Here is a 21,566-nt window from a genome sequence, read left to right on the forward strand (position 1 = left end):
GCAGTCATGCCTGACTCCGGTCACACGGGGGCGCCCACCCGCGTGGAACCCGTCGAGGGGACGGTGGGGGAGAGTTCCTGGGCCAGGTCCTCGGCCAGCAGCCGCTTCGCGATCACGTCGACGGCCGCCCTCAGCTGTCGGTCGTCGGGGCGGGCGCCGTCCTCGGCGAGACACTGGTTGAGCCAGGTCGCCCAGGCGTCGGAGATCGTGGCGGCCTCCCGCCGGCCCGCTGCCGTGTGGGCGAAGATGCGGCCGTCCCCGGTGAGATAGCCCTCCTCGATCATGCGGTCGAAGACCGGCACCAGGACCTCGGGCGGAATGCGGTGCCGGGTCGCGATCAGACTGAGGCCCGCGTGACCGACCATCCTCGTGAACAGATCCACCTGCATGACCGCCCACGCACCCGCCATGTCGAGCCGGGTGTCCGACTCCGCGACGATCCGCCTCGCCGTGTCCTGTCCGGCGCCGTGCAGGATGCCGGCCACGGCGAATTCGAGCAGCCTCGCCGAGTCCCCGGCGCTGGGCTGGGCGAAACCCTCGCCCATGTCCGTCGAACCGGCCCGTGCGGAGTCCCGCAGCTTCACCTGCTTGAGGAAGAGCGCGACGACGAACCCGATCAGGGCCACCGGGACGGTCCACAGGAAGACCGTGTGCAGCGTGTCCGCGTATGCCTGTGCGATGGGCGCGGACTGTTCGGGGGGCAGGGCGTGCACGGCCTGGGGGTTCAGCGACGCCGTCATCAGGACCGCGGGATCACCGCCCGCCCGCGCCGCCTGCGCCACGCCTTCGGCGAGGTTCGGCCGCAGCGCGTTGGCGTAGATGGTGCCGAACACCGCCGTACCGAAGGCACTGCCGAGTGTGCGGAAGAACGTCACGCCCGACGTGGCCGTGCCCAGATCGGAGTAGTCGACGGTGTTCTGCACGGCGATCGTCAGCACCTGCATGGCCAGTCCGATGCCGAGCCCCAGCACCAGCATGTAGACGGACTCCAGCCAGACCCCGGTGTCCGGACCCATCCCGGAGAGCAGATACATCCCGCCCGCGATGATCAGCGTGCCCACGATGGGAAACACCCGGTACTGACCCGTCTTGCTCACGACGTTGCCGCTGAAGATGGAGCCGATGAGCAGGCCCACGATCATGGGCAGCGTGCGCACTCCCGAGAGCGTGGCCGAGTCCCCGTCCACGTACTGCAGATACGTCGGCAGGAAGATCATGGAGCCGAGCATCGCGAAGCCCACGATGAAACTCAGGATCGAGCAGACGGTGAACACCGGATTGCGGAACAGCCGCATCGGCAGCATCGGCTCCTGGGCCCGCGCCTCCACCACACAGAACAACGCCAGGGCGACGAGCCCGGTCACGAAGAGTCCGAGGATCACCGGCGATCCCCAGGCGTACTCGTTTCCGCCCCAGCTCGTCGCGAGGATCAGTGCGCTGGCGCCGACCGCGACCAGCGCGATGCCCAGGTAGTCGATGACGGGGCGCCCCGCCGCCTTCACCGACGGGATGTTGCGGGCCGCCGCGATGACCACGACGATCGCGATCGGCACGTTGATGTAGAACGCCCAGCGCCAGGTCAGATGGTCGGTGAACAGTCCGCCCAGCAGCGGTCCGATGACCGTCGAGATGCCGAAGACGGCGCCGATCGCACCCTGGTACTTCCCCCGCTCTCTCAGCGGGATCACATCGGCGATCAGCGCCATCGACGTGACCATGAGTCCGCCCGCGCCGATGCCCTGCATACCGCGCCAGATGATCAGGAGCACCATGTCCGAGGCGAGCCCGCACAGGAACGAGCCGGTGATGAAGACGATCGCCGAGACCTGGAAGATCAGCTTGCGCCCGAACAGGTCACCGAACTTGCCGACCAGGACCGTCGCCACCGTCTCGGCCAGCAGGTACGCGGTGACCACCCACGACATGTGGGACGCGCCCCCGAGGTCCGAGACGATCGTGGGCAGCGCGGTCATCACGATCGTCTGGTCCAGCGCGGCCAGCAGCATTCCGAGCACGATGGTGGCGAAGACGATGTTCCGGCGGCGGCGATCGAGCACGGGCGGCGGCGCGGCGGCGCTCTGCGCGGCGGGGGTGGTCTCGCTGGCAGTCGTCACGCTTGCACCCTCACACCCGCCCTCCGGCGGCGCATTCGGGGAGGACCGGACGGGTCAGGCCAGCAGACCGCGCACGGATGCCTTCATCCTGGCGACGAAGGCGTCCCGGGTCTCCTCGGAGACCCGGTCGAGTGACAGGTACGGATTGAGGTCCTCCAGTTCGACGAGCAGCAGCTCGCCCTCAGGGGTACGGCAGGCGTCGACCCGCTGGATGCCGTGCGTCAGGCTGTTCCACCGGATGAACGTCCGGGCGAAGTCCAGATCGGCCTCACTCGGCGCGTACGGCTCCAGTACCCATCGCCGCTCGCCGTCCGGCGCGTACAGGGCGTACTGGAAGTCGTCGTCGATGAAGTAGAAGGACACCTCGTAGCGGAAGTCGATCCTCGGCTGTACGAGGAGCGTGCCGTCCGAGCCCTCCGGCAGCACGGGATCCGGGGTGAAGAACAGACCGACGGAGTCCGCCCCTGTCTTCGGCTTCACCACGTACTGGGCCGCCTGTGGCAGGAGCCCCAGGTCCGCGGCCCGGTCCACGGTCGGGATCACGGGAAGCCCGGCGCGGCTCATGTCGACCAGGTACTGCTTGCCCGCCATGTCCCCGCGGCCGTCCAGCGGGTTGTAGACGGGGATCTTCAGCGCGCGCGCCCGGGCACGGAAGGCGTCGTACGCCTCCTGGTAGTGCATCACAGGACCGCTGTTGCGTATGACCACGGCGTCGAAGCCGTCCAGCATGGTGACGGCGTCCCGGGGGTGACAGACCACGACGTCGAAGTCCTCCCGCATCCGTCCGCTCAGGAAGATGTCCTCGTCGCAGTAGCGCCGGCCGCGTGCCTCGTAGGTGTAGTCGGTGACGTAGAGGACGGTGGGGCGAGGACCGGCGGGTGTGGTGGACAAGACGTTCTCCCGGAGCGCTGAGAGCGGGCGGGCGGGATGCCGCCGCTGCCCACCATTGTCCTCACCACGCCGAGCCGGCGCGCACCGCCATGTGCGGGTGGTACGCGGAGAGGACCTTGTTGGCCCGGGCCAGCTCGGAGAGCGCCTGCTCGCGGTCGGCCTGGTCCTCGATCCCGAGGCGCGGTCCGCGGAACCTGCGGACCTCCCGCGCCGCGCAGTCGGCGTCGAACTCCGCCCGCAGGATGTGCGGCGGCGTGCAGGACCCGATCAGTACGGCGACCCGGTCGGGGATCGGGACGGGGACGAGCAGGTGTGAGGCGGTCATGTGGGTCTCCCTCTCGGTTGGTTGGCCAGGAGGCGGTGCCTGCGGCCGCCGGGTGGGCGGCCGACTCCTCCATATGTACGGGACGCGGTTCCAGGTTTCTCGTTGAGTACGTCTCCGTGTCGCAACCGTTTGGGACTGACCGTCTATTTCGCCTTACCTGCAAGTAAGTTGACCCGTGGCCGAACATGTGATGCTTCTCAGCCGGTGTCCCGTTCGCTGCGCGCCCGCAGGCGCAGGGCACGCAACACGGCCTCGGTGGAGAACCGCGCCTCCGGATCGACCAGTTGTTGACCGAATATCGACTCCAGATTGCGCATCCGGTACCGCACCGTCTGGGGGTGCACGCCCAGCAGCTCGCCCATCTGGGCGGCCGTTCCCCGGGTGTCGAGCCAGATGCTCAGGGTCTCGATCAGCCGCTCCCGCCGGGCGGCGCTGATCCCGCCGACCGGGGCCAGCTCGCGTTCGGTGAGCTGATCGAGGAGCGCCGGGTCGGAGAGCAGCCACAGCGTCGTGAGGTGGTGCTCGCAGTGCACCATGGGCGCGTCGTCGATGACGCCGGAGTCGACGAGTTCGAGCACCCGGCGCGCCCAGCGGAGCGAGTCCGGGGCGAGGGCCGTCGGGACCGTCAGGCCGATCGCGGCGCGGGTGGTGGGCAGGGACTGTTCCAGCATGAGTCTTCGGGCGTCGTCGAGCGGTCCCGGGATCAGTAAGTGCGGTTGCGGGTCACTCAGATCGGCGAGGATGTCGCGGTCCGCGCTGAACCGGTCGAGGCCGGCGGGGGCCCGGACGGCGACCAGGGTGACCTGCTCGGGCAGCACCCACCCCGTCTGCTCGCAGAGCTCGGCGATGGCGGTACGCGGGACGGGGCTCCCGGTGAGTATCAGATGAAGCAGGCGCCGGCGCATGGCCTCGCCCTGTTCACCGGACTGCGACTGCACTTCGAGAAATCCCTCGCGCGAAAGCGATTCCAGTTCGTCTATGTACGCGAACACGGCATCGGCGAAACTGAGCATCAGCATCGGCGAGAAGTTATAGCTGCGTCCGACCTTCTTCGCGCGCCGCAGCGCCACCCTGGCGCCCAGCCGGTAAGCGCCCTGAAGGGTGTCCATGGTGCGGCCCTCGTACGCCTCGAAACGGCCGAAGCGGCGGCACATGTCGTCCCGGACCTCCGTCGACGTGGACGGTTCGGCGACCAGGTCCACGAATGAGGCGAGGCTCTGTTCCACGCCGACGCGGATGGTCTGACCATTGGGTCCTTCAAGTAGACGGGCGTACTCCGGATAGGCCCGGGTGACTTCGACGCCGATCTCCTTGATCAGGCTGGGAAGTTCGGGACGCATGATCGCGGCGAATTCCTGGGGGAGGGGCCCCAGGGGATCTCCGATGTCCAACGGCTGTATGAGATGTGGCATGACGTGTCCCCTTGCTCTCGGCGCCCGGTGGTGGGGTGAGGCGGTGGGGGGAAAGCGCTCCCACGAACCGACAGATGCGTACCAAGTCCGCGACGAAGATAGACCAAGTCAAGGACCATGCCCACTACTTGCACAAGATCGGCGCGCAGGGGGCATGTATCTCGGCCGCCCGGCTCCGAACTCCGTCACGGCGATGCGGGAGCGCTCGTTTTCGGGCAATGCATTTCGGCCCCGGCGTCTTCGTGGGCGGGTCTCGAGTGCCTTGGGCCTCGGCCCGCACTCTGCCCGATCCGTGCGCACCGCCGACCGGGTTCTTGATCCGGGCGAGGCGCGTTTTTACCCGTGCGTACGCACCCGTTGATAATTCGGGCACGCCCCTGTGCTCATTTCCCTATTAAAATTCGGGCCCGGAAAAAGATCTTAAGCCACAGGATTGTGTCGCCCTGTTTCCGGTGAGTAACATCACGGCTTGGCTCATTAGGAAGCGAAATCTGCCCGAAATTTGCCGCCCAGATGTTCCGGCTGCGGGAACGCCACGCGCCGACGTGTATTACCGAAACCGATCGCGCCGGGTCCAACTCCGTGCACAAGGCCGTCTTCACGTCGGCACGTCAAATGAGGGGACGACATGAGATCCGTGTCCAACAGAACGCGTGTGGGGCTGCTGGCAGGCTTCACGGCGTTCGCCGCCGTACTCTCCACCGGCACCGCTACCGCGGCCGGTCAGCTGAACGGCCACTGGGCCCCGTTCAACCGTTGCCCGGTGGACGCCCCCGCCATGCTGGCGGCGGACGGTGTCAACACCATCGCCACCTGCATCTCCTCCAGTTCGGCGACCGGTTCCATCAAGCTCGGCTCGTCGCTGGTGCCGACCACCAGGACGGACCTGCAGCTCGGCGTGATCCAGCGCAGCGACGGCACCACCACACTGGTGGCTCCTGCCGAGGGCGCGCTCGTGGCCGATTCGGCGGCCATACCCGGCGGGCTTCTCGGCCTCATGTGCCCGAGCGGGATTCCCCTGGTCTCGTCCATCTGCCGGCAGCTCACCGACGTCAGTCTCAACAAGGTCACCGCCACCATCGAACCGGCCGGCGCGCCAAGGGACTTCAACATGGCCGCGGCGTTCTCCGTCGACGAGCCCATCCTCACCATTCCGGTGCGGATCCATCTGAAAAACCCGTTCCTCGGCGACAACTGCTACATCGGCTCCACCTCGAACCCGATTCTGCTGAAGCCCCGGAACGGGACGGCGCCGTCCCTCTCCCTCCAGCAGTTCGACGGGGACGGGACGCCGAGCGACACGGGCGAGATGGGCCGCTACACCTTCTCCGGCGCCGACCAGGCCGACACCACCTACGCCGTCCCCGGCGCCAGCGGCTGCGGAGCCGGCCTGTTGAACTGGGCGGTCAACCTCAAGACCGGCCTCCCCTCCGCTTCCGGCAGCAACAACGTGAAGCTGAACGACACCACGACGTACTTCGGGAGCCCCTACGACCCGGCGTCCCTGGCCCCCGACGAGGGCAAGGCGTTGTCGCGGTTCTGGCACTCCGCGGTGCGGTGACGAGTCCGGCCCGACCGCCGGCCGGCACCACGACGGAATGAATTCGAATTCCCGGGCCCGCTGAAGCCGGCAGGTTCCTGGACCGACAAGCGAAGCATTCCGCATTCAGATGACTCCCTCTCACCCGATGAGAGGGCGCACTTCCGCACTTCCCCACGAAAGCCCGCGCCGGTTCGGCTGCTTTCCCCGGACGCAGCCGGCCTGCCTATTCCCCAACGGGACAGGAGAAGTCCATGTTCAAGCGAAACCGCATTCTCACCGCGGTCGGTGCCGCCGCCGCCGCGGTGGCCCTGGCCGCGCCGTCCGCCGTCGCAGCCCCGACCAGCTGGACCATCACGCCGACGGGAGCGTTCTCCGGCAGCGCCGGTCTGACGATCCTCACGGACAACAACGGCAACAAGATCCAGTGTGCGTCGTCGGCTGCGGCGGGATCGGCACCCACCTCCCCGGTCGCCGGGAGCCCGGCGAAGCTGGCCAGCATCACTTCCATCTCCTTCAACTCGCCCTGCACGGGCCCCTTCAGCAGCACCTGGACCGTGACCACCAACGTCTCGCCGGCGTGGGAGATCTGGGGCCACAACTACGTGGCCGGTGCGGGCACCAACAGCACAGGTCAGGTCACCGGTGAGATCCGGGCGATCAAGGCGACCGTGAGCGGCACCAGCGTGCTGGGCCCCTGCACGTTCAACGTCGCAGGCAAGGTCGCGGCCAAGTACAACAACCCGACCGCCGGGGGATCCAACGGCACCCTCAACACCGCCGGTGGGGGCCTCACGCTGGTCATCAGCAGCAAGGTCGGCGGTGGCTGCGGGATCGTCGGTGCGTCGGCCAGCTTCGCGGGTCTGTACACCATCATCAGCGGTGCGACGGGCAAGTCCCCGGTCATCGTCGGCACCTGAGCGACCCGATGAGCGCCCCTAGGTGAAAGAGGTGCCCGGCCACCCGCAACCGGTGGCCGGGCACCCGCACCTGTGCTGCGGATACGCACGGACTGACAACTCGACGGCGCCGTTTTGTCACGCGGCGCCAAAGACCGTATTCCGCCGCGCCGACAACGGGGACGGCCCTTCCCAAGAGGTACCGGCGTGCGTACCGTACCCGCCGGTAGAGACCGTGCTCCAGCTGCCCGAAGGGCCGTAGCCGCGTCGTGGGCCCCGGTCGAGCGGCCCCGGCGGCAACGGACCCACGCCTGCCGGAAGGACTCATCCGCATGACTGTCGACCCGCGGGCCGCAGCGAGGCGCCCGCTCCACCTCGCCGTGGGCGGGGCGCTCGTGGTCGCTACCGCCCTCATACCGAGTACCGAATCGGCGGCCGCCCCACAGGAGTCAGAAGTCCTGCTCTCCTACACCTGTTCCTTCCCCTCCGGGACGGAGGAGGTCGCTGTCCGCGTCTCCGCCGAGCTTCCTTCCGTGGTGCGGACCGGGGCCGAGATCCAGCCCGAGGACGTCACGGTCGAGGTGGACGTGCCCGCGTCCTCGCTGCGGCAGTTCGTCGAGACGGAGGCAGCCACCTTCTCCACCGTCGCGGAACTGACGGTCCGCAACGCCCAGGGGGACGAATCGGCCGACGCCGCCTGGAAGGACCTGAAGGCCGAACCGGTGGCCGTGCCGGCCGAGGGCGCGGCGGTCGTCGTCGCCACAGGCGACGTTCCGATGGTGTCGTTCGGCAGCCCCGGACGGGCGACGATGGCACCGGCAGCGCTCAGCCTCGACTTCACCCCCCTGACCGCCGAGGGTGCTGCCACCACACCCCCCGGGCTCGCCGTCCGGTGTGAGCCGACGGGCGGGGAGGAGGGTGAGCAGGAGGGCGTCCTCGGCGAGATCACGGTCCGGGGGCCGGCCGACCCGGTCGTACCGGGCCCCGCCACGCCCGGTCCGGCGCCCCTGCCCGAGGACCCCCCTCCGGCGGCCGGCCCCGGTCTCCCGCCCTCGGTCAGGGAGAGGATCGAAGGGCTCACGGAACGCCGGCTCGACGCCCTGGACGACGAACCGCCGGCGAGCTGCCCGGTGGAGATCCCGCCCGAGTGGGTGATGACCACCGCGGAGGCGTACGCCGCGGGCTACGCGAACGCAGCCAAGCTCGACGGAGCGACCGCGCTGGGACCCGCCTTCATGAAGGTCGTCCTGAACAAGCGCTACATAGCCGACGGGTGCGCCAGCACCATCGACGTGACGTCCGCCGTGGACTTCGACCACCAGGGCAAGAGGCAGCTGCCGCCGAGCAGGGCCACCTTCCTGACCTACGGATTCATGCCGACCACCGCCACCATGACCCTCGAACAGGTGGGTGACCCCGCCCACGTCCACAGCCACACGGTGACCGACTCCCCGGCCTGGCCCGAGGAGACCACGATCACCGCTCAGCTCTCGATGCGGCTGTCCGACGTCGAGGTGAACGGGGTGCCGCTCGACGTGGGGCCCGACTGCCGTACCGCGAGGCCCTTCGAGCAGGTGCTGAGGGGGTACGGACAGAGCTATCCGCGATTCGGGTACCTGGTGGCCTTCGGAGGCCCCCTCACCGGCTACGCGCACATTCCGCCGTTCGAGGGCTGCGGAGTCGGTGAGGACCTCGACGCCGTCTTCACGGCGGCCGTCTCCAGTGCGGGCAAGGAGGCCGACAACTTCACCAAGATGATGCAGGCACCCCTGTGCGTGGCGACCAATCCCGATGTGAACTGCCCGCCGGCCGTGCCGAAACCCGAGCGCTGATCACCGCGAGAGGCTCTTCCGGACGATGGCCCGGAAGAGCCTTGGTGTTTCTCATTTCCCGACAGTTTTCCTTTGCAGGTCACTCACTAACTGACAAGGAATTCTGATCGCCGCGCAACGTTCGAGGAAAGTGCGTTTCCGGTATTGCGCGCCCAGGTTACCGGCCCGTAGCGTCCCGACTGGGCAGATCGGAAGCACATCCCCACCTGCTCGTGCCGGGTCCTGCGGCTTCGCCCCCCTGGGCCGCGGGTCCCGGCACGCAGGGACGCTTGCGCAGTTGACGACAAAGCCGCTGAGCGCCTTTGTCATTCGATGACAAGTGATCCCGCCAGAGATCGAAGTCCGACGATTTCCGCTGTTCAACAGCTTGTCCTGGCGGTTTCGGCGGACATAGCGTGCGCCTCCTGGTGCATGTGCGACGAGCCGCCGTTGGATTTCTCAGAGCCGGAGCGCTGACAGATGACCCCGTTCACCATCACTTCGAGGGAGGACCGATGGGAATCGAAGTAGTCGTCGAAGGCCTGACGAAGTCCTTCGGCAGACAGAACATCTGGCAGGACGTCAGCCTCACCCTTCCGGCCGGAGAGGTGAGCGTGATGCTCGGTCCTTCCGGCACCGGAAAGACCGTGTTCCTGAAATCCATCATCGGTCTCCTGAAGCCGGAACAGGGCCGCGTCCTCATCAACGGCGTCGACATGGTCAACAGTCCCGAGCGGGAAATCATGGAGACCCGGAAGCTCTTCGGGCTCATGTTCCAGGACGGCGCGCTCTTCGGCTCGATGTCGCTGTTCGACAACATCGCGTTCCCCCTGCGTGAGCACACACGCAAGAAGGAGTCCGAGATCCGGCGCATCGTCATGGAGAGGATCGACATCGTCGGGCTCCTCGGCGCCGAGGGCAAGCTGCCCGGTGAGATATCCGGCGGAATGCGCAAGCGCGCCGGCCTGGCGCGCGCGCTCGTCCTCGACCCGCAGATCATTCTCTGCGACGAACCCGACTCCGGGCTGGACCCGGTCCGCACCGCGTATCTCTCCCAGTTGCTCATCGACCTCAACGCGCAGATCGACGCGACGATGCTCATCGTCACCCACAACCTCGACATCGCCGCCACCGTCCCCGACAACATGGGGATGCTGTTCTGCCGCAACCTCGTCACCTTCGGTCCGCGCGAGGTGCTGCTCACCAGTGAGGTGCCGGTCGTCGCGCAGTTCCTCGCCGGGCGCCGCGAGGGCCCCATCGGGATGTCGGAGGAGAAGGACGCCGCCACCCTCGCCGCCGAGCAGATGCGCGGGAACGGGAGCGGGTACGGCGCGGTGCCGCGCACCGTCGTCCCGCAGCTGGAGCCCTCGCCCGGAATGCCCGTGCGGCAGGCCGCCCTGCGCCGCCGCGAGCGGGTCACCGCCATGATGGACCGGCTGCCGGAGGCCGCCCGCACGGCGATCCTGAACAGCTACACCCCGACCATGGGCGGTGTGCGCCCATGACGGCTCCGCTGCCGGTGCGGCCGCCCGAGCCGCCCGCCGAGAACGTACCCGAGCCGTCCGGCGGCTTACCTCCGACGCGTCTGCTCGCCCCGCTGCGCGAGACCGGGAAGCTGTTCGCCCTGGCGGCCGCCGTGACCCGTGCGATCTTCCGAAGACCGTTCCAGGTGCGGGAGTTCATCGAGCAGTTCTGGTTCGTCGCCAGCGTCACCATCCTGCCCGCCGCCCTCGTCTCCATCCCCTTCGGAGCCGTCATCGCCCTCCAGGTCGGCTCGCTGACCGAGCAGCTCGGCGCCCAGTCCTTCACCGGCGGCGCCAGCGTCCTCGCCGTCATCCAGCAGGCCAGCCCGCTCATCGTTGCACTGCTCATCGCCGGGGCCGGCGGCTCGGCGATCTGCGCCGACCTCGGCTCGCGGAAGATCCGCGAGGAGCTGGACGCGATGGAGGTCATGGGCGTCTCGCCCATCCAGCGCCTCGTCGTTCCCCGCGTCCTGGCCATGATGCTCGTCGCCGTCCTGCTCAACGGCCTGGTCTCGGTCGTCGGCACCCTGGGCGGCTACTTCTTCAACGTGATCATGCAGGACGGCACCCCGGGCGCGTACCTCGCCAGCTTCTCCGCACTCGCACAGCTCCCCGACCTGTACGTCAGCGAGTTCAAGGCCCTGATCTTCGGGTTCATCGCGGGCGTCGTCGCCGCCTACCGGGGACTCCACCCGCGCGGAGGTCCCAAGGGCGTCGGGGACGCGGTCAACCAGTCCGTCGTCATCACCTTCATGCTGCTCTTCTTCGTGAACATGGTCCTCACGACGATCTACCTCCAGATCGTCCCCGCGAAGGGGAGCTGACGATGGTGATTCTCAGCCTGCTGGACAAGGCGGGCGACCACCTCACCTTCTACGTAAGGGCGTTGGTCTGGATCCCGCGGACGCTGCGCCGATACGGCAAGGAGGTCCAGCGGCTCCTGGCCGAAGTGGCCTTCGGCAGCGGCGGTCTCGGGGTGATCGGCGGAACCGTCGGCGTGATGATCGCGATGACGCTGTTCACGGGCACGGTCGTGGGCCTCCAGGGGTACGCCGCCCTCAACCAGATCGGCACCTCCGCGTTCACCGGATTCATCTCCGCCTACTTCAACACCCGCGAGATCGCCCCCCTGGTGGCCGGACTCGCCCTCTCCGCGACGGTCGGCGCGGGCTTCACCGCCCAGCTCGGCGCGATGCGGATCAACGAGGAGGTGGACGCCCTCGAAGCGATGGGGGTGCGCTCCATGCCCTACCTCGTCACCACCCGGATCATCGCCGGTGTCGTGGCGATCATCCCGCTGTACGCGATCGGGCTGCTCTCCTCGTACGTGGCCTCCCGCTACATCACGGTCCTCTTCAACGGCCAGTCCGCGGGCACGTACGACCACTACTTCAATCTCTTCCTCTCACCGGACGACGTGCTGCTCTCGGTGCTCAAGGTGCTGATCTTCAGCGTCCTGGTGATCCTCGCCCACTGCTACTACGGCTTCCACGCCACGGGCGGTCCCGCCGGAGTGGGTGTGGCGGTGGGCCGGTCGGTGCGCAACGCGATCGTGCTGATCAGCGTCACCGACTTCTTCCTCTCGCTCGCCATCTGGGGCGCGACGACCACGGTGAAGGTGGCCGGCTGATGAGTACTCGGAACACCCGGACGGTCCGCCGCAGACTCGCCGGAGTCACCTTCCTGCTCGTGCCCGCCGTGCTCGTGTGGGTGTCCGTCTCGGTGTACGAGAAGGACTTCACCGAGAGCGCGACCGTGACCGTGCGCACCGGGTCCGTCGGCAACGAGATGCACGACAACGCCGATGTGAAGCTGCGCGGCGTCGTCATCGGCCACGTCCGTGACATCGCGGCGGACGCGGACGGGAACGGGGCCAGCCTCACCCTGGACATCGAGCCCGGCAGGCTCGGACAGATACCGGAGGACGTCACGGCCCAGATGCTGCCCACGACGCTCTTCGGGGCACGGTTCGTGGCGCTCGTACCGCCTGCCATCCCGTCGGCCCAGGCCCTGCGGGCCGGAGCCGTCATCCCGCAGGACCGCTCCAGCAACGCCATCGAGCTGGAACAGGTCCTCGACAACGTCCTGCCGCTCCTGACGGCCGTGAAGCCGGAAAAGCTCTCCGCCACCCTCAATGCCGTCTCCCGGGCGCTCGAAGGGCGCGGCGACAAGTTGGGCGACACCCTCGTCACGCTCGACGCGCACCTGGCCGAGTTCAACCCCCAGCTCCCCACCCTCAACGCCGACATCAAGGAACTCGTCAAGGTGAGCAGGGTGTACGGGGACGCCGCACCCGACGTCCTGGACGCGCTGACCGACTTCACCACCACCAGTTCCACCATCGCCGAACAGGAGGCGGAGCTGGCGGACCTGTACGGGTCCACGACGGCTTCGGCGCGGGACCTCACCGCCTTCCTCCGCAGGAACAAGGACAACCTCATCCGGCTCTCCGCCTCCGGCCGGCCGACCCTGGAGCTCCTCGCGCGGTACTCGGACGAGTTCCCCTGCACGCTGCGGACGGTCGCCGGATTCGTCCCCGCCATGGACAAGGCGCTCGGCAAGGGCACCACCCGGCCGGGACTCCACGTGACGGTGAAGGCCGTACCGTCCAAGGGGAAGTACGTGCCGGGCAGGGACACCCCGGTCTACGACGCGACCGGCGGACCGCGCTGCTACTCCGTCCCGTACGTGGGCAGGAGCGTGCCGGCCGCCGCCACCCGCGAGGCGGGCCCGGCGGCCCAGGTCACGGGCGAGCCACCGGCCACCGGTGAACCGCCGGTCACCGAGACCGCTCTCGGAATGCCCAACTCCCCGCAGGAGTCCCGGCTCGTGAACGAGCTGGTCGCTCCCTCACTGAAAGTCCAGCCGCAGGCCCTGCCCGACTGGAGCAGCGTGCTCATCGGTCCGGCCTTCCGCGGTGCGGAGGTGAAGCTCAAGTGAAGCGCAGCTCCCTCGCGGGACCGCTCGCGAAATCGATCGTCTTCGTCCTGGTGACCGTCTTGGCCACCGCCGTGCTCGCCCTGTCCATCGCCAACACGGACGTCGGGGACACCACCTCGTACAAGGCCAGGTTCACGGACGCCACCGGACTCGTCGTCGGTGACAGCGTCCGGATCGCCGGGGTCGAGGTGGGACAGGTGGAGTCCATCGAGGTGGCCGACAAGCGGCTCGCCGAGGTCGGATTCGCCGTCCGAAAGGGACGCAGGCTCCCGGCCTCCGTGACCGCCTCGATCAAGTACCTCAACATGGTCGGCCAGCGGTACGTCGACCTCGACCAGGGCGTCGGCCCGGTCGGCCGGAGCTTTGCGGCGGGATCGACCATCCCGCTCACCCGCACGACTCCGGCCCTGGACCTCACCCAGCTCTTCAACGGCTTCCAGCCGCTGTTCGAGGGCCTTTCCCCGCCGGACGTCAACCAACTGGCCGGCTCCATCGTCCAGGTGCTGCAGGGCGAGGGCGGAACCGTCGACAGCATCCTCCAGCACGTCGGCTCGCTCACAGGCACCGTTGCCGCCAAGGACAAGGTGATCGGCCAGGTGATCAAGAACCTCAACACCGTCCTCAAGACGGTCAACGACCGCGAAGCCGGCTTCGACGATCTCGTCGTCACGCTGGAGAAGCTCGTCACGGGCTTCGCGGGCGACCGTGAACCCCTGGGCCAGGCGGTCACGGCGATGGGGGCCCTCACCACGGTCACCGCCGACCTGATCAACGACGGCCGCAAGCCGCTCAAGGAAGACATCAGGCAACTCGGCCGCCTCTCCGACCAGTTGGTGAAGGGCACGCCCCAGATAGAGAACTTCCTGCGCAAGACCCCGGCCAAGATGGAAGCCATCGGCCGCCTCACCTCGTACGGCTCATGGCTCAACCTCTACCTCTGCGAAGCCAAGGTCACCGGGGTCACGACAGAGGACGGCAGCGCACCGCCCACCGGCATCGCGATCACCCGGTCGAGGTGTCTGGCATGAGGATCAAGCCCGTACGGGAACGCAACCCGGTCGCCGTCGGCATCGTCGGACTCCTCGTCCTCGCGCTCGTCGGCCTCGGTGCCTACCGCGCCGACTCGCTGCCCTTCATCGGCGGCGGCACCACGTACAGCGCGGACTTCACCGAGTCCGCCGGACTCGCCGACGGCGACGAGGTCCGGATCGCCGGCGTGAAGGTCGGCGAGGTCACCGGAGTCTCGCTCGACGGCAACAAGGTGAAGGTCGATTTCGAGGTGCGGGACGCCTGGATCGGCAACTCCTCCACCGTCGGCATCGCCATCAAGACCCTCCTCGGCGAGAAGTACCTCGCCGTCGACCCGCTGGGCGACGCCCCCCAGGACCCGCAGTCCCGCATCACGTCGAGCCGTACCACCTCCCCGTACGACGTCACCCAGGCGTTCAACGGACTGGGCGAGACCATCGGCGAGATCGACACCGCCCAGCTCGCCAAGAGCTTCGAGACGATCTCCACCACCTTCAAGGACTCACCGCCCGATGTGCGCAGCGCCGCCGACGGACTCTCCGCCCTGTCCCGGACGGTCTCCGAGCGCGACGCCCAGCTCGTCACCCTCCTCAAGGGCAGCAAGCAGCTCACCAGGACGCTCGCCGGCAAGAAGAGCAGCTTCGAGACGCTTCTGGAGGACGGCAACCTCCTGCTCGGAGAGATCCAGGCCCGCCGGGACTCCATCCATCTCCTGCTCACCGGAACGCGGGATCTGGGTACCGAGCTCACCGGTGTGGTCGCGGACAACGACAAGCAGCTGAAGCCGACCCTCGACTCGCTCGGCCGGGTCACGGCGGTCCTCGTGAAGAACCGCAAGAGCCTGGACAAGGTGCTGTCGCTGACCGGTTCGTACAACCGCCTCATCGGCAACACCCTCGGCAGCGGACGGTGGTTCGACAACTACGTCTGCGGGGTCGTCCCCAAGAACTACCTGCCGCCCCAGAACCCCGAGGTGCCCGGATGCATGCCTCCGAAGCAAGGCGGCCGCTGACATGAGACCCACGCGCATCGTCGCCATCGGCGCCGGACTCGCCGTCGTGGCCGTCGTGGCCACCACCGGGGTGATGGCCCTGGAGGACGAGGGGAAGACGACCATCACCGCCTACTTCGACCAGGCCACCGGTGTGTACGCCGGTTCGGACCTGCGCGTCCTCGGCGTGAAGGTCGGCACCGTCGAGTCGGTCACGCCGCGGGGCGAGGAGGTCAGGGTCACCCTGCGGCTCGACGAGGGCATCAAGGTCCCCCAGGGAGCACACGCGGTCGTCGTCGCCCCCAGCCTCGTCGCCGACCGTTACGTCCAGCTGGCACCCGCGTACGACGGGGGAGCGCTGCTCCCCGACAACGCGGTGCTGCCCGCCGCGCGCAACGCCACCCCCGTCGAGGTCGACCAGCTGTACGCGTCCATCACCGAACTCTCCACGGCCCTCGGCCCGGACGGGGCGAACGCAGACGGAGCACTCGCCGGACTCCTCGACACGGGGGCGAAGAACCTCGACGGCAACGGCAAGGCCATCGGGGACTCCATCGAGCAGTTCGGCAAGGCGACGAAGACCCTGGACAGGAGCAGTGGCGACCTCTTCGACACGCTCTCCTACCTCCAGACCTTCACCACCATGCTCAAGGACAACGACGGCAACGTACGGGCCGCCGAGCAGCAGCTCAACTCCGTCACCGGATTCCTCGCCGACGACAAGAAGAACCTCAGCGCCGCACTCAGGGAACTCGGCATCGCGCTCGGCCAGGTCAAGACCTTCATCCAGGAGAACCGCGGCTCACTCAAGAAGAACGTGGACGCGCTGGTCCCCCTCACCCAGACACTCGTCGACCAGCGGGCCTCGCTCGCCGAGGCCATGGACACCCTGCCGCTGGCCGCCGGAAACGCCCTCAACGCCTACGACCCCGCCACCCGCACCCTCAACGGCCGCACCAACCTCAACGAACTCTCCATGGGCGGCCCCCTCGTCGACCCCGCGACCGGAACGGCCGGCCTCACCGGCCTCCAGCCGGTGGACACCGACCGCCGCAGGGAACTGCCCGTGCTGCCGCTCCCCGAGATAGGCACCGTCTACGGCACCCCCGAGAAGTCCACCACGCAGAAGGGGGCGAACCGATGAGCCGTGCCCCGCGCAGACCCGGACCCCGTACGGCCGGCGTCGCCGCCCTGCTCGCAGCGGGCGTCGCTGCCGTCCTGGTGGTGGCGACCGTCGACGCACCGGAGTTCACCGGCATCGAGCAGGTACCGCTGCCAGGCGGCGCCGACCTCGGCGACCATCCGTACGAGATCACCGCGGAGTTCGGGGACGTCCTCAGCCTCGCCCCGCAGTCCTCGGTGAAGGTCAACGACGTCGCGGTCGGGCGGGTCACCAAGATCTCACTGACGCCCGGCAGTTGGACGGCCACGGTCACCATGCGCGTCAACGGGAAGATCGAACTCCCCGGCAACGCGTACGCCCGGCTGGAACAGTCCAGCCTCCTCGGCGAGAAGTTCGTCCAGCTCTCCCCGCCGGCGACCGGCACCGCCCGGGGCACGCTGGCCGACGGCGGCCGCATCCCGCTCGGCCGCACCAACCGGAATCCCGAGGTCGAAGAAGTCTTCGGCGCGATGTCGATGCTCCTCAACGGCGGAGGGATCAGCCAGCTCAAGACCATCACCACCGAACTGAACAAGGCACTCGCCGGGCAGGAACCACAGATCCGCTCGATGCTCGGCCGCGTCGACACCCTGGTGACCGACCTGGACGACCACAAGGAGGACATCACCGCGGCACTCGACGGGGTCAACCGTCTCGCGGCCACCCTCGCCACGCGCAAACAGGACGTCGGGACGGTCCTCACCGGGCTCAGCCCCGGCCTCAAGGTCCTTGAGAAGCAGCGGGGCTCGCTCCTCACCATGCTGCGCTCGCTCGACACGCTCTCCACCGTCGCCGTCGACACGATCAACAAGAGCAAGGCCGACATGATCGCCGACCTGATGGCCATCGCCCCCACCCTCAAGGCACTCGCGGACTCCGGCCAGGACCTGCCCGACTCCCTCCAGGTGCTCTTCACCTACCCGTTCACCGACGAGGTGCTGCGCGGCGTGAAGGGCGACTACCTCAACGTCTACCTCGACGTGACGGCGATGCCGGGCACCCGCGTCATCCCGGCGCTGACCCCGGCCGACACGCCGACCGAGCCCCCGCCGGGCACACCCGAGACTCCGTCCCCGGCGGCGCTGCCGCTGCCCCTCCCGTCCGTCCCGGCGACCTCGCAGGGGAGCGCGCGATGATCACTCCCGGCATCCGAATGAAGAACATCGCCTTCCTGCTCATCTCCGTACTCGTCCTCGGCTATCTGGGCGTGCGGTACGCGGACCTCGGCCACTACGTCGGGATGCGGGGGTACTACACCGTCACCGTCCAGCTCCCGCAGACCGGCGGCCTGTACACCCACTCCGACGTCACCTACCGGGGCGTGTCCGTGGGGCGGGTCGGACCCATCGAACTCACCGACGACGGGGTCGAGGCGGAACTGCGCATCGACGACGGCGCACCGCCCATCCCGGACAGCCTGCGGGCCGTGGTCGCCAACCTGTCCGCCGTCGGCGAGCAGTACATCGACCTGCGGCCCACCCGCAAGGACGGTCCGTTCCTCGGTAACGGCTCGGTCATCGACCAGGCGGACACCACCATCCCGGCGCCTCCCACCGACGTCCTCACCGGCGTCAACGACCTGGCGAGCTCCGTCGACCTGGAGAACCTGCGCACGGTCGTCGACGAGTTCGGTGCCGCGTTCGAGGGACGGGGTGACGACCTCCAGGTCCTCCTGGACACGGGAAGCGAGTTCGTCCAGGCGGCGGACGACGCCCTGCCGGTCACCACGCGGCTGATGACCGACGGCGAGACGGTCCTGCGCACCCAGGCGGAGGAGGGCGAGGCACTCAAGGGCTTCGCCTCCGGGGCCGAGGAACTGGCCGCCGAACTCAAGGGATCGGACACGGATCTGCGCAGACTGATCGCCGCCGCCCCTGACGCGGCAGGGCAGATCAGCGGCCTGCTCCGCGACCTCGACCCGAGCTTCGGCGTCGTCGTCGCCAACCTCCTCACCACCTCGGAGGTGGCCGTCACCCGTCAGCGCGGACTGGAGGAACTGCTCGTGAAGCTCCCCGCGGTCGCGGCGGCCGGGGCGAGCGCCATCGACGAGGACGGCGCCAGATTCGGCATGTCGGTGACCTTCTTCGAGCCGTTGCCCTGTACCGCCGGATACGGCGGTACGACCTACCGCAACGGCCTCGACACGGGGCCCGCCCCCTCGGTCAACACCAACGCGCGCTGCACCTCTTCACCCGGCACGGGCATCAACGTCCGGGGCAGCGCGAATGCCCCGAAGGGCGGGCCGGTGCCCGAGCCGGTCAAGCCGGGAACGCTCCCGGGATCCGGAGCGGGCAGCCTCCTTCCCGGTGCGCTCGGAGCGAGTTCCGGAACCGGGACGGGAACCGAGGGCATGGCCGGCCTGCTGGGACTCGGAGGGGGCCGGTGACCCGGCGCACGAAGAACCCCGTGGGCCGGTCGGCCCTGCTCGCCGCCGTACTGATCTGCGCGTTCGGCGGCTGGTCCTACACCCAGGCCCGGGGTGACGACACCCTCTCGTACGCCAAGGCGCGCGATGCCGCTCTGGCCGACGGCAGGCGCCACCTCGCCCGGCTGAACAGCCTCGACGGCAGTGATGCCGGGAGTGTGCGGACCGGGCTCTCGGCCTGGCTCGACTCCTCGACAGGTCCGCTCCACGAGCAGCTGCGGCGGACCCGGGGCACGGACGCGGGCGAACTGACCAAGTCGGGTGTCACGGCCCGCGGAAAGGTCACCGACGCGGCGCTCACCGCGCTCGACGAGCGGACCGGAACGGCGGCGCTGATCGCGACCGTCGACGTCGAGGTCACGCCGCGCACCGGACAGGGCGGCACCCAGCGCAAACGCTTCGAGGCCTCCCTCGCCCGGACCGGGGACGGCTGGAAGGTGAAGGCGCTGACAGCGATCCCGGTCGGCGGCGGGGCATGAACGAGAGGGCGGGGACGGCGACAGTGGACACCGGCGTGGACACGGAGGACATCGAAGCGGCGGACGCGGTGCCGGCCACCGCGCAGGCCGGCGGCACCAAGGACGGCACGGAGGACGGCACGGAGAGCGACGCACCGGCGCCGGGCCGCCGGTCCCGGATCGCCGGTGCCGTCCTCGCGGCGGCCCTGCTCGTCATCGGCGGTCTGCTCTTCGCGGAGGGCCGGCAGCTCCGGGACACACCCGCAACGTCCAACCGCGCCCTGACGGACACCGGGGCGACGGCCGAGGTCGTGGGGGACGTCAGCAGCGCGCTCGGCACGGTCTTCTCGTACAGCCCCCGGGCGACCGCCGCCACCAAGGCCTCGGCGAAGGAGGTCCTCGCGGGGAAGGCGCTGAAGCAGTACGCGGCCCTGTTCGGCCAGGTCGAGAAGCAGGCAGCCGACCAGGAGCTGACCCTGACCACCCAGGTCGTACGGGCCGGTGTGACACGGCTGACCGGGAACAGCGCGCACCTCCTGGTCTTCCTCGACCAGGTCTACGAACGCCGGGGCAAGGCGCCCACCACGGCCGCCGCCCAGCTCTCCGTCTCGGCCGAACTCCGCGACGGGCGCTGGTACATCGTCGAGATCACCTCCCGGTAGCAGTACGGCACACGACTCGCAACGGACCGGATCCGCAGGCAGGGGAGAGACAGCAATGGCACGGGTACGGACGACGCGCAATCCGCTGCTGGTGGCGGCCATCGTGCTGACGGTCGCGGCGGCGGGCGCGGCAGGCTGGGGCGGCATGTCCCGGTACGACGCGGCCCATGACGACTCGGCGGCGTACGCACAGGCCCGCGACGACGTGCTGGCCGCCGGGGAGCAGGCCGTGCAGAACATGAACACCCTCGACCACGAGAAGGTGGACCGGGGTCTGGACAGCTGGGAGGACTCCACCACGGGTGATCTGCACCGGCAACTGGTCGAGGGACGGGACGCGTTCGTGAAGCAGATCGAGTCGGCGAGGACGGTCAGCACGGCCACGGTCCTGTCAGGCGCGGTGACCGAGCTCGACGACCGGTCGGGCAAGGCCGCGGTGATGGTGGCGCTGCGGGTCACCGTGACCGCGCCGAAGGGCGAGCCCGCGGTGAAGGAGAGCAGGATGCTCGGGCAGCTCACCCGGACGTCCGGGGGGTGGAAGCTCAGCGCGCTCGGCCAGGCGCCCGTCGGCAACACCGCCGGCTGACGCACCCGACACCCGCCCCGACCCGCCCCCGAGAGGACCCCGGACATGTCGACGACACGTCACCTCGTCAACCGTCGGCGCCGCCTGGCCACCGTGGCCGCCGAACGCGCTACGACCATCCCCGCGACCACGACCACGACGGTGCCGGACGCCCTACGGCCCGACGAACCCGACAGCCACAGCCCACAGGATCCCGGGGATCAGGCGGACTCGGACGACGAGGCACCGGACGAGGCGCCGGCGGCTCCCCGGGCCGGGCGGCCGGCGTCCACGGTCCGCGTCCGGCTGCCCGCCGTCCTGTGCGCCCTCACCGTGCTGTTCGGCGCCTTCGCCGCCTGGTCGTTCACCTCGGCGGACCGGCTGCGTGACGACCCGTCCCGGCAGAACACCGCGCTCACCGACATCGGCCGGACCAGTGAGGTGAAGGGCCGCATCACCGAGGGCGTGAACGCAGTCTTCTCGTACAACTACGCCTCGCCCGACACCTCGCGGCAGGCCGCGAAGAAGTACCTGACCGGCAAGGCGGTGGGCCAGCACGAGGAGATGCTCGCCGAGGTACGGGCACAGGCGCCGAAGCAGAAACTCGTGCTCACCACGACCGTGACCGAGAGCGGAGTGGAGCTGCTCGACGGCGACCGCGCCCGGCTGCTGGTCTTCGCCGACCAGAGCAACACCCGTACGGGGAAGGCGGACGAGACGACCTACGCGGCGGCCATGTTCGCCGTGGACGCCGTCCGCCGCGGCGACGGCTGGCGGATCTCCGCCATCGACACGTTCACTCGGTGATCCGGGGAAGGG

The 21,566-nt window shown here is 69.0% G+C and carries 20 protein-coding genes; 16 read left to right on the plus strand and 4 right to left on the minus strand.

Going from position 1 to position 21,566, the window contains the following annotated elements:
* Positions 1-20: 20 nt before the first annotated feature.
* From AB0C82_RS10745 to AB0C82_RS10760, 4 genes are all read right to left on the minus strand, one after another.
* Positions 21-2,114 (minus strand): MDR family MFS transporter, encoded by a 2,094-nt coding sequence (locus AB0C82_RS10745; RefSeq protein ID WP_362838795.1) that lies wholly within the window; start codon positions 2,112-2,114, stop codon positions 21-23.
* A gap of 54 nt (positions 2,115-2,168) precedes the next feature.
* Complete coding sequence (locus AB0C82_RS10750; protein WP_362838798.1) at positions 2,169-3,005, minus strand: hypothetical protein; 837 nt, start codon at positions 3,003-3,005, stop codon at positions 2,169-2,171.
* 61 nt (positions 3,006-3,066) lie between these two features.
* The gene (locus tag AB0C82_RS10755) at positions 3,067-3,330 is read right to left on the minus strand and encodes a hypothetical protein (protein ID WP_362838800.1); all 264 of its coding nucleotides are present in this window, start codon (positions 3,328-3,330) and stop codon (positions 3,067-3,069) included.
* 197 nt (positions 3,331-3,527) lie between these two features.
* Entirely contained in the window at positions 3,528-4,742 is a 1,215-nt protein-coding gene (locus AB0C82_RS10760) for a helix-turn-helix domain-containing protein (protein WP_362838803.1), read from the minus strand.
* A gap of 628 nt (positions 4,743-5,370) precedes the next feature.
* On the opposite strand from AB0C82_RS10760, the gene AB0C82_RS10765 reads away from it, so the two are divergent.
* From AB0C82_RS10765 to AB0C82_RS10840, 16 genes are all read left to right on the plus strand, one after another.
* Positions 5,371-6,303: a hypothetical protein gene (locus AB0C82_RS10765; protein ID WP_362838806.1), complete on the plus strand. Its 933-nt coding sequence runs from the start codon at positions 5,371-5,373 to the stop codon at positions 6,301-6,303.
* 233 nt (positions 6,304-6,536) lie between these two features.
* Positions 6,537-7,202, plus strand: coding sequence for a hypothetical protein (locus tag AB0C82_RS10770; protein WP_362838809.1), 666 nt, complete (start codon positions 6,537-6,539; stop codon positions 7,200-7,202).
* Positions 7,203-7,513: 311 nt separating this feature from the next.
* Positions 7,514-9,013 (plus strand): DUF6801 domain-containing protein, encoded by a 1,500-nt coding sequence (locus tag AB0C82_RS10775; RefSeq protein ID WP_362838812.1) that lies wholly within the window; start codon positions 7,514-7,516, stop codon positions 9,011-9,013.
* A 494-nt stretch (positions 9,014-9,507) separates the two neighbouring features.
* Positions 9,508-10,497, plus strand: a complete 990-nt coding sequence (locus AB0C82_RS10780) for an ATP-binding cassette domain-containing protein (protein WP_362838815.1) — start codon at positions 9,508-9,510, stop codon at positions 10,495-10,497.
* Positions 10,494-11,339 (plus strand): ABC transporter permease, encoded by an 846-nt coding sequence (locus AB0C82_RS10785; protein WP_362838818.1) that lies wholly within the window; start codon positions 10,494-10,496, stop codon positions 11,337-11,339. Before AB0C82_RS10780 ends, AB0C82_RS10785 begins: the two co-directional genes overlap by 4 nt.
* Before the next feature lie 2 nt (positions 11,340-11,341).
* A complete protein-coding gene (locus AB0C82_RS10790; RefSeq protein WP_362838821.1) occupies positions 11,342-12,145 on the plus strand; it encodes an ABC transporter permease in 804 nt (267 codons plus the stop codon).
* Positions 12,145-13,455, plus strand: a complete 1,311-nt coding sequence (locus AB0C82_RS10795) for an MCE family protein (protein ID WP_362838824.1) — start codon at positions 12,145-12,147, stop codon at positions 13,453-13,455. Before AB0C82_RS10790 ends, AB0C82_RS10795 begins: the two co-directional genes overlap by 1 nt.
* Positions 13,452-14,483, plus strand: a complete 1,032-nt coding sequence (locus AB0C82_RS10800; RefSeq protein WP_362838827.1) for an MCE family protein — start codon at positions 13,452-13,454, stop codon at positions 14,481-14,483. The genes AB0C82_RS10795 and AB0C82_RS10800 overlap by 4 nt, the downstream gene beginning before the upstream one ends.
* Positions 14,480-15,496 carry an MCE family protein gene (locus AB0C82_RS10805; RefSeq protein ID WP_362838830.1) on the plus strand — a complete coding sequence of 339 codons (1,017 nt, stop codon included), beginning with the start codon at positions 14,480-14,482 and terminating at the stop codon, positions 15,494-15,496. The genes AB0C82_RS10800 and AB0C82_RS10805 overlap by 4 nt, the downstream gene beginning before the upstream one ends.
* Position 15,497: 1 nt before the next feature.
* Positions 15,498-16,619 carry an MCE family protein gene (locus AB0C82_RS10810; protein WP_362838833.1) on the plus strand — a complete coding sequence of 374 codons (1,122 nt, stop codon included), beginning with the start codon at positions 15,498-15,500 and terminating at the stop codon, positions 16,617-16,619.
* Complete coding sequence (locus AB0C82_RS10815) at positions 16,616-17,773, plus strand: MCE family protein (RefSeq protein WP_362838836.1); 1,158 nt, start codon at positions 16,616-16,618, stop codon at positions 17,771-17,773. The genes AB0C82_RS10810 and AB0C82_RS10815 overlap by 4 nt, the downstream gene beginning before the upstream one ends.
* Positions 17,770-19,023 carry an MlaD family protein gene (locus AB0C82_RS10820; RefSeq protein WP_362838838.1) on the plus strand — a complete coding sequence of 418 codons (1,254 nt, stop codon included), beginning with the start codon at positions 17,770-17,772 and terminating at the stop codon, positions 19,021-19,023. The genes AB0C82_RS10815 and AB0C82_RS10820 overlap by 4 nt, the downstream gene beginning before the upstream one ends.
* Positions 19,020-19,541 carry a hypothetical protein gene (locus AB0C82_RS10825; protein WP_362838840.1) on the plus strand — a complete coding sequence of 174 codons (522 nt, stop codon included), beginning with the start codon at positions 19,020-19,022 and terminating at the stop codon, positions 19,539-19,541. The genes AB0C82_RS10820 and AB0C82_RS10825 overlap by 4 nt, the downstream gene beginning before the upstream one ends.
* Positions 19,538-20,182 (plus strand): hypothetical protein, encoded by a 645-nt coding sequence (locus tag AB0C82_RS10830; protein WP_362838842.1) that lies wholly within the window; start codon positions 19,538-19,540, stop codon positions 20,180-20,182. Before AB0C82_RS10825 ends, AB0C82_RS10830 begins: the two co-directional genes overlap by 4 nt.
* 55 nt (positions 20,183-20,237) lie before the next feature.
* Positions 20,238-20,768, plus strand: coding sequence for a nuclear transport factor 2 family protein (locus AB0C82_RS10835; protein WP_362838845.1), 531 nt, complete (start codon positions 20,238-20,240; stop codon positions 20,766-20,768).
* 45 nt (positions 20,769-20,813) lie between these two features.
* On the plus strand, positions 20,814-21,554 hold the full coding sequence (locus AB0C82_RS10840) for a hypothetical protein (RefSeq protein WP_362838848.1): 741 nt from the start codon (positions 20,814-20,816) through the stop codon (positions 21,552-21,554).
* Positions 21,555-21,566: the final 12 nt, after the last annotated feature.

The organism is Streptomyces sp. NPDC048560 (genome assembly GCF_040650955.1).
In the GTDB taxonomy this organism is placed as follows: Bacteria; Actinomycetota; Actinomycetes; order Streptomycetales; family Streptomycetaceae; genus Streptomyces.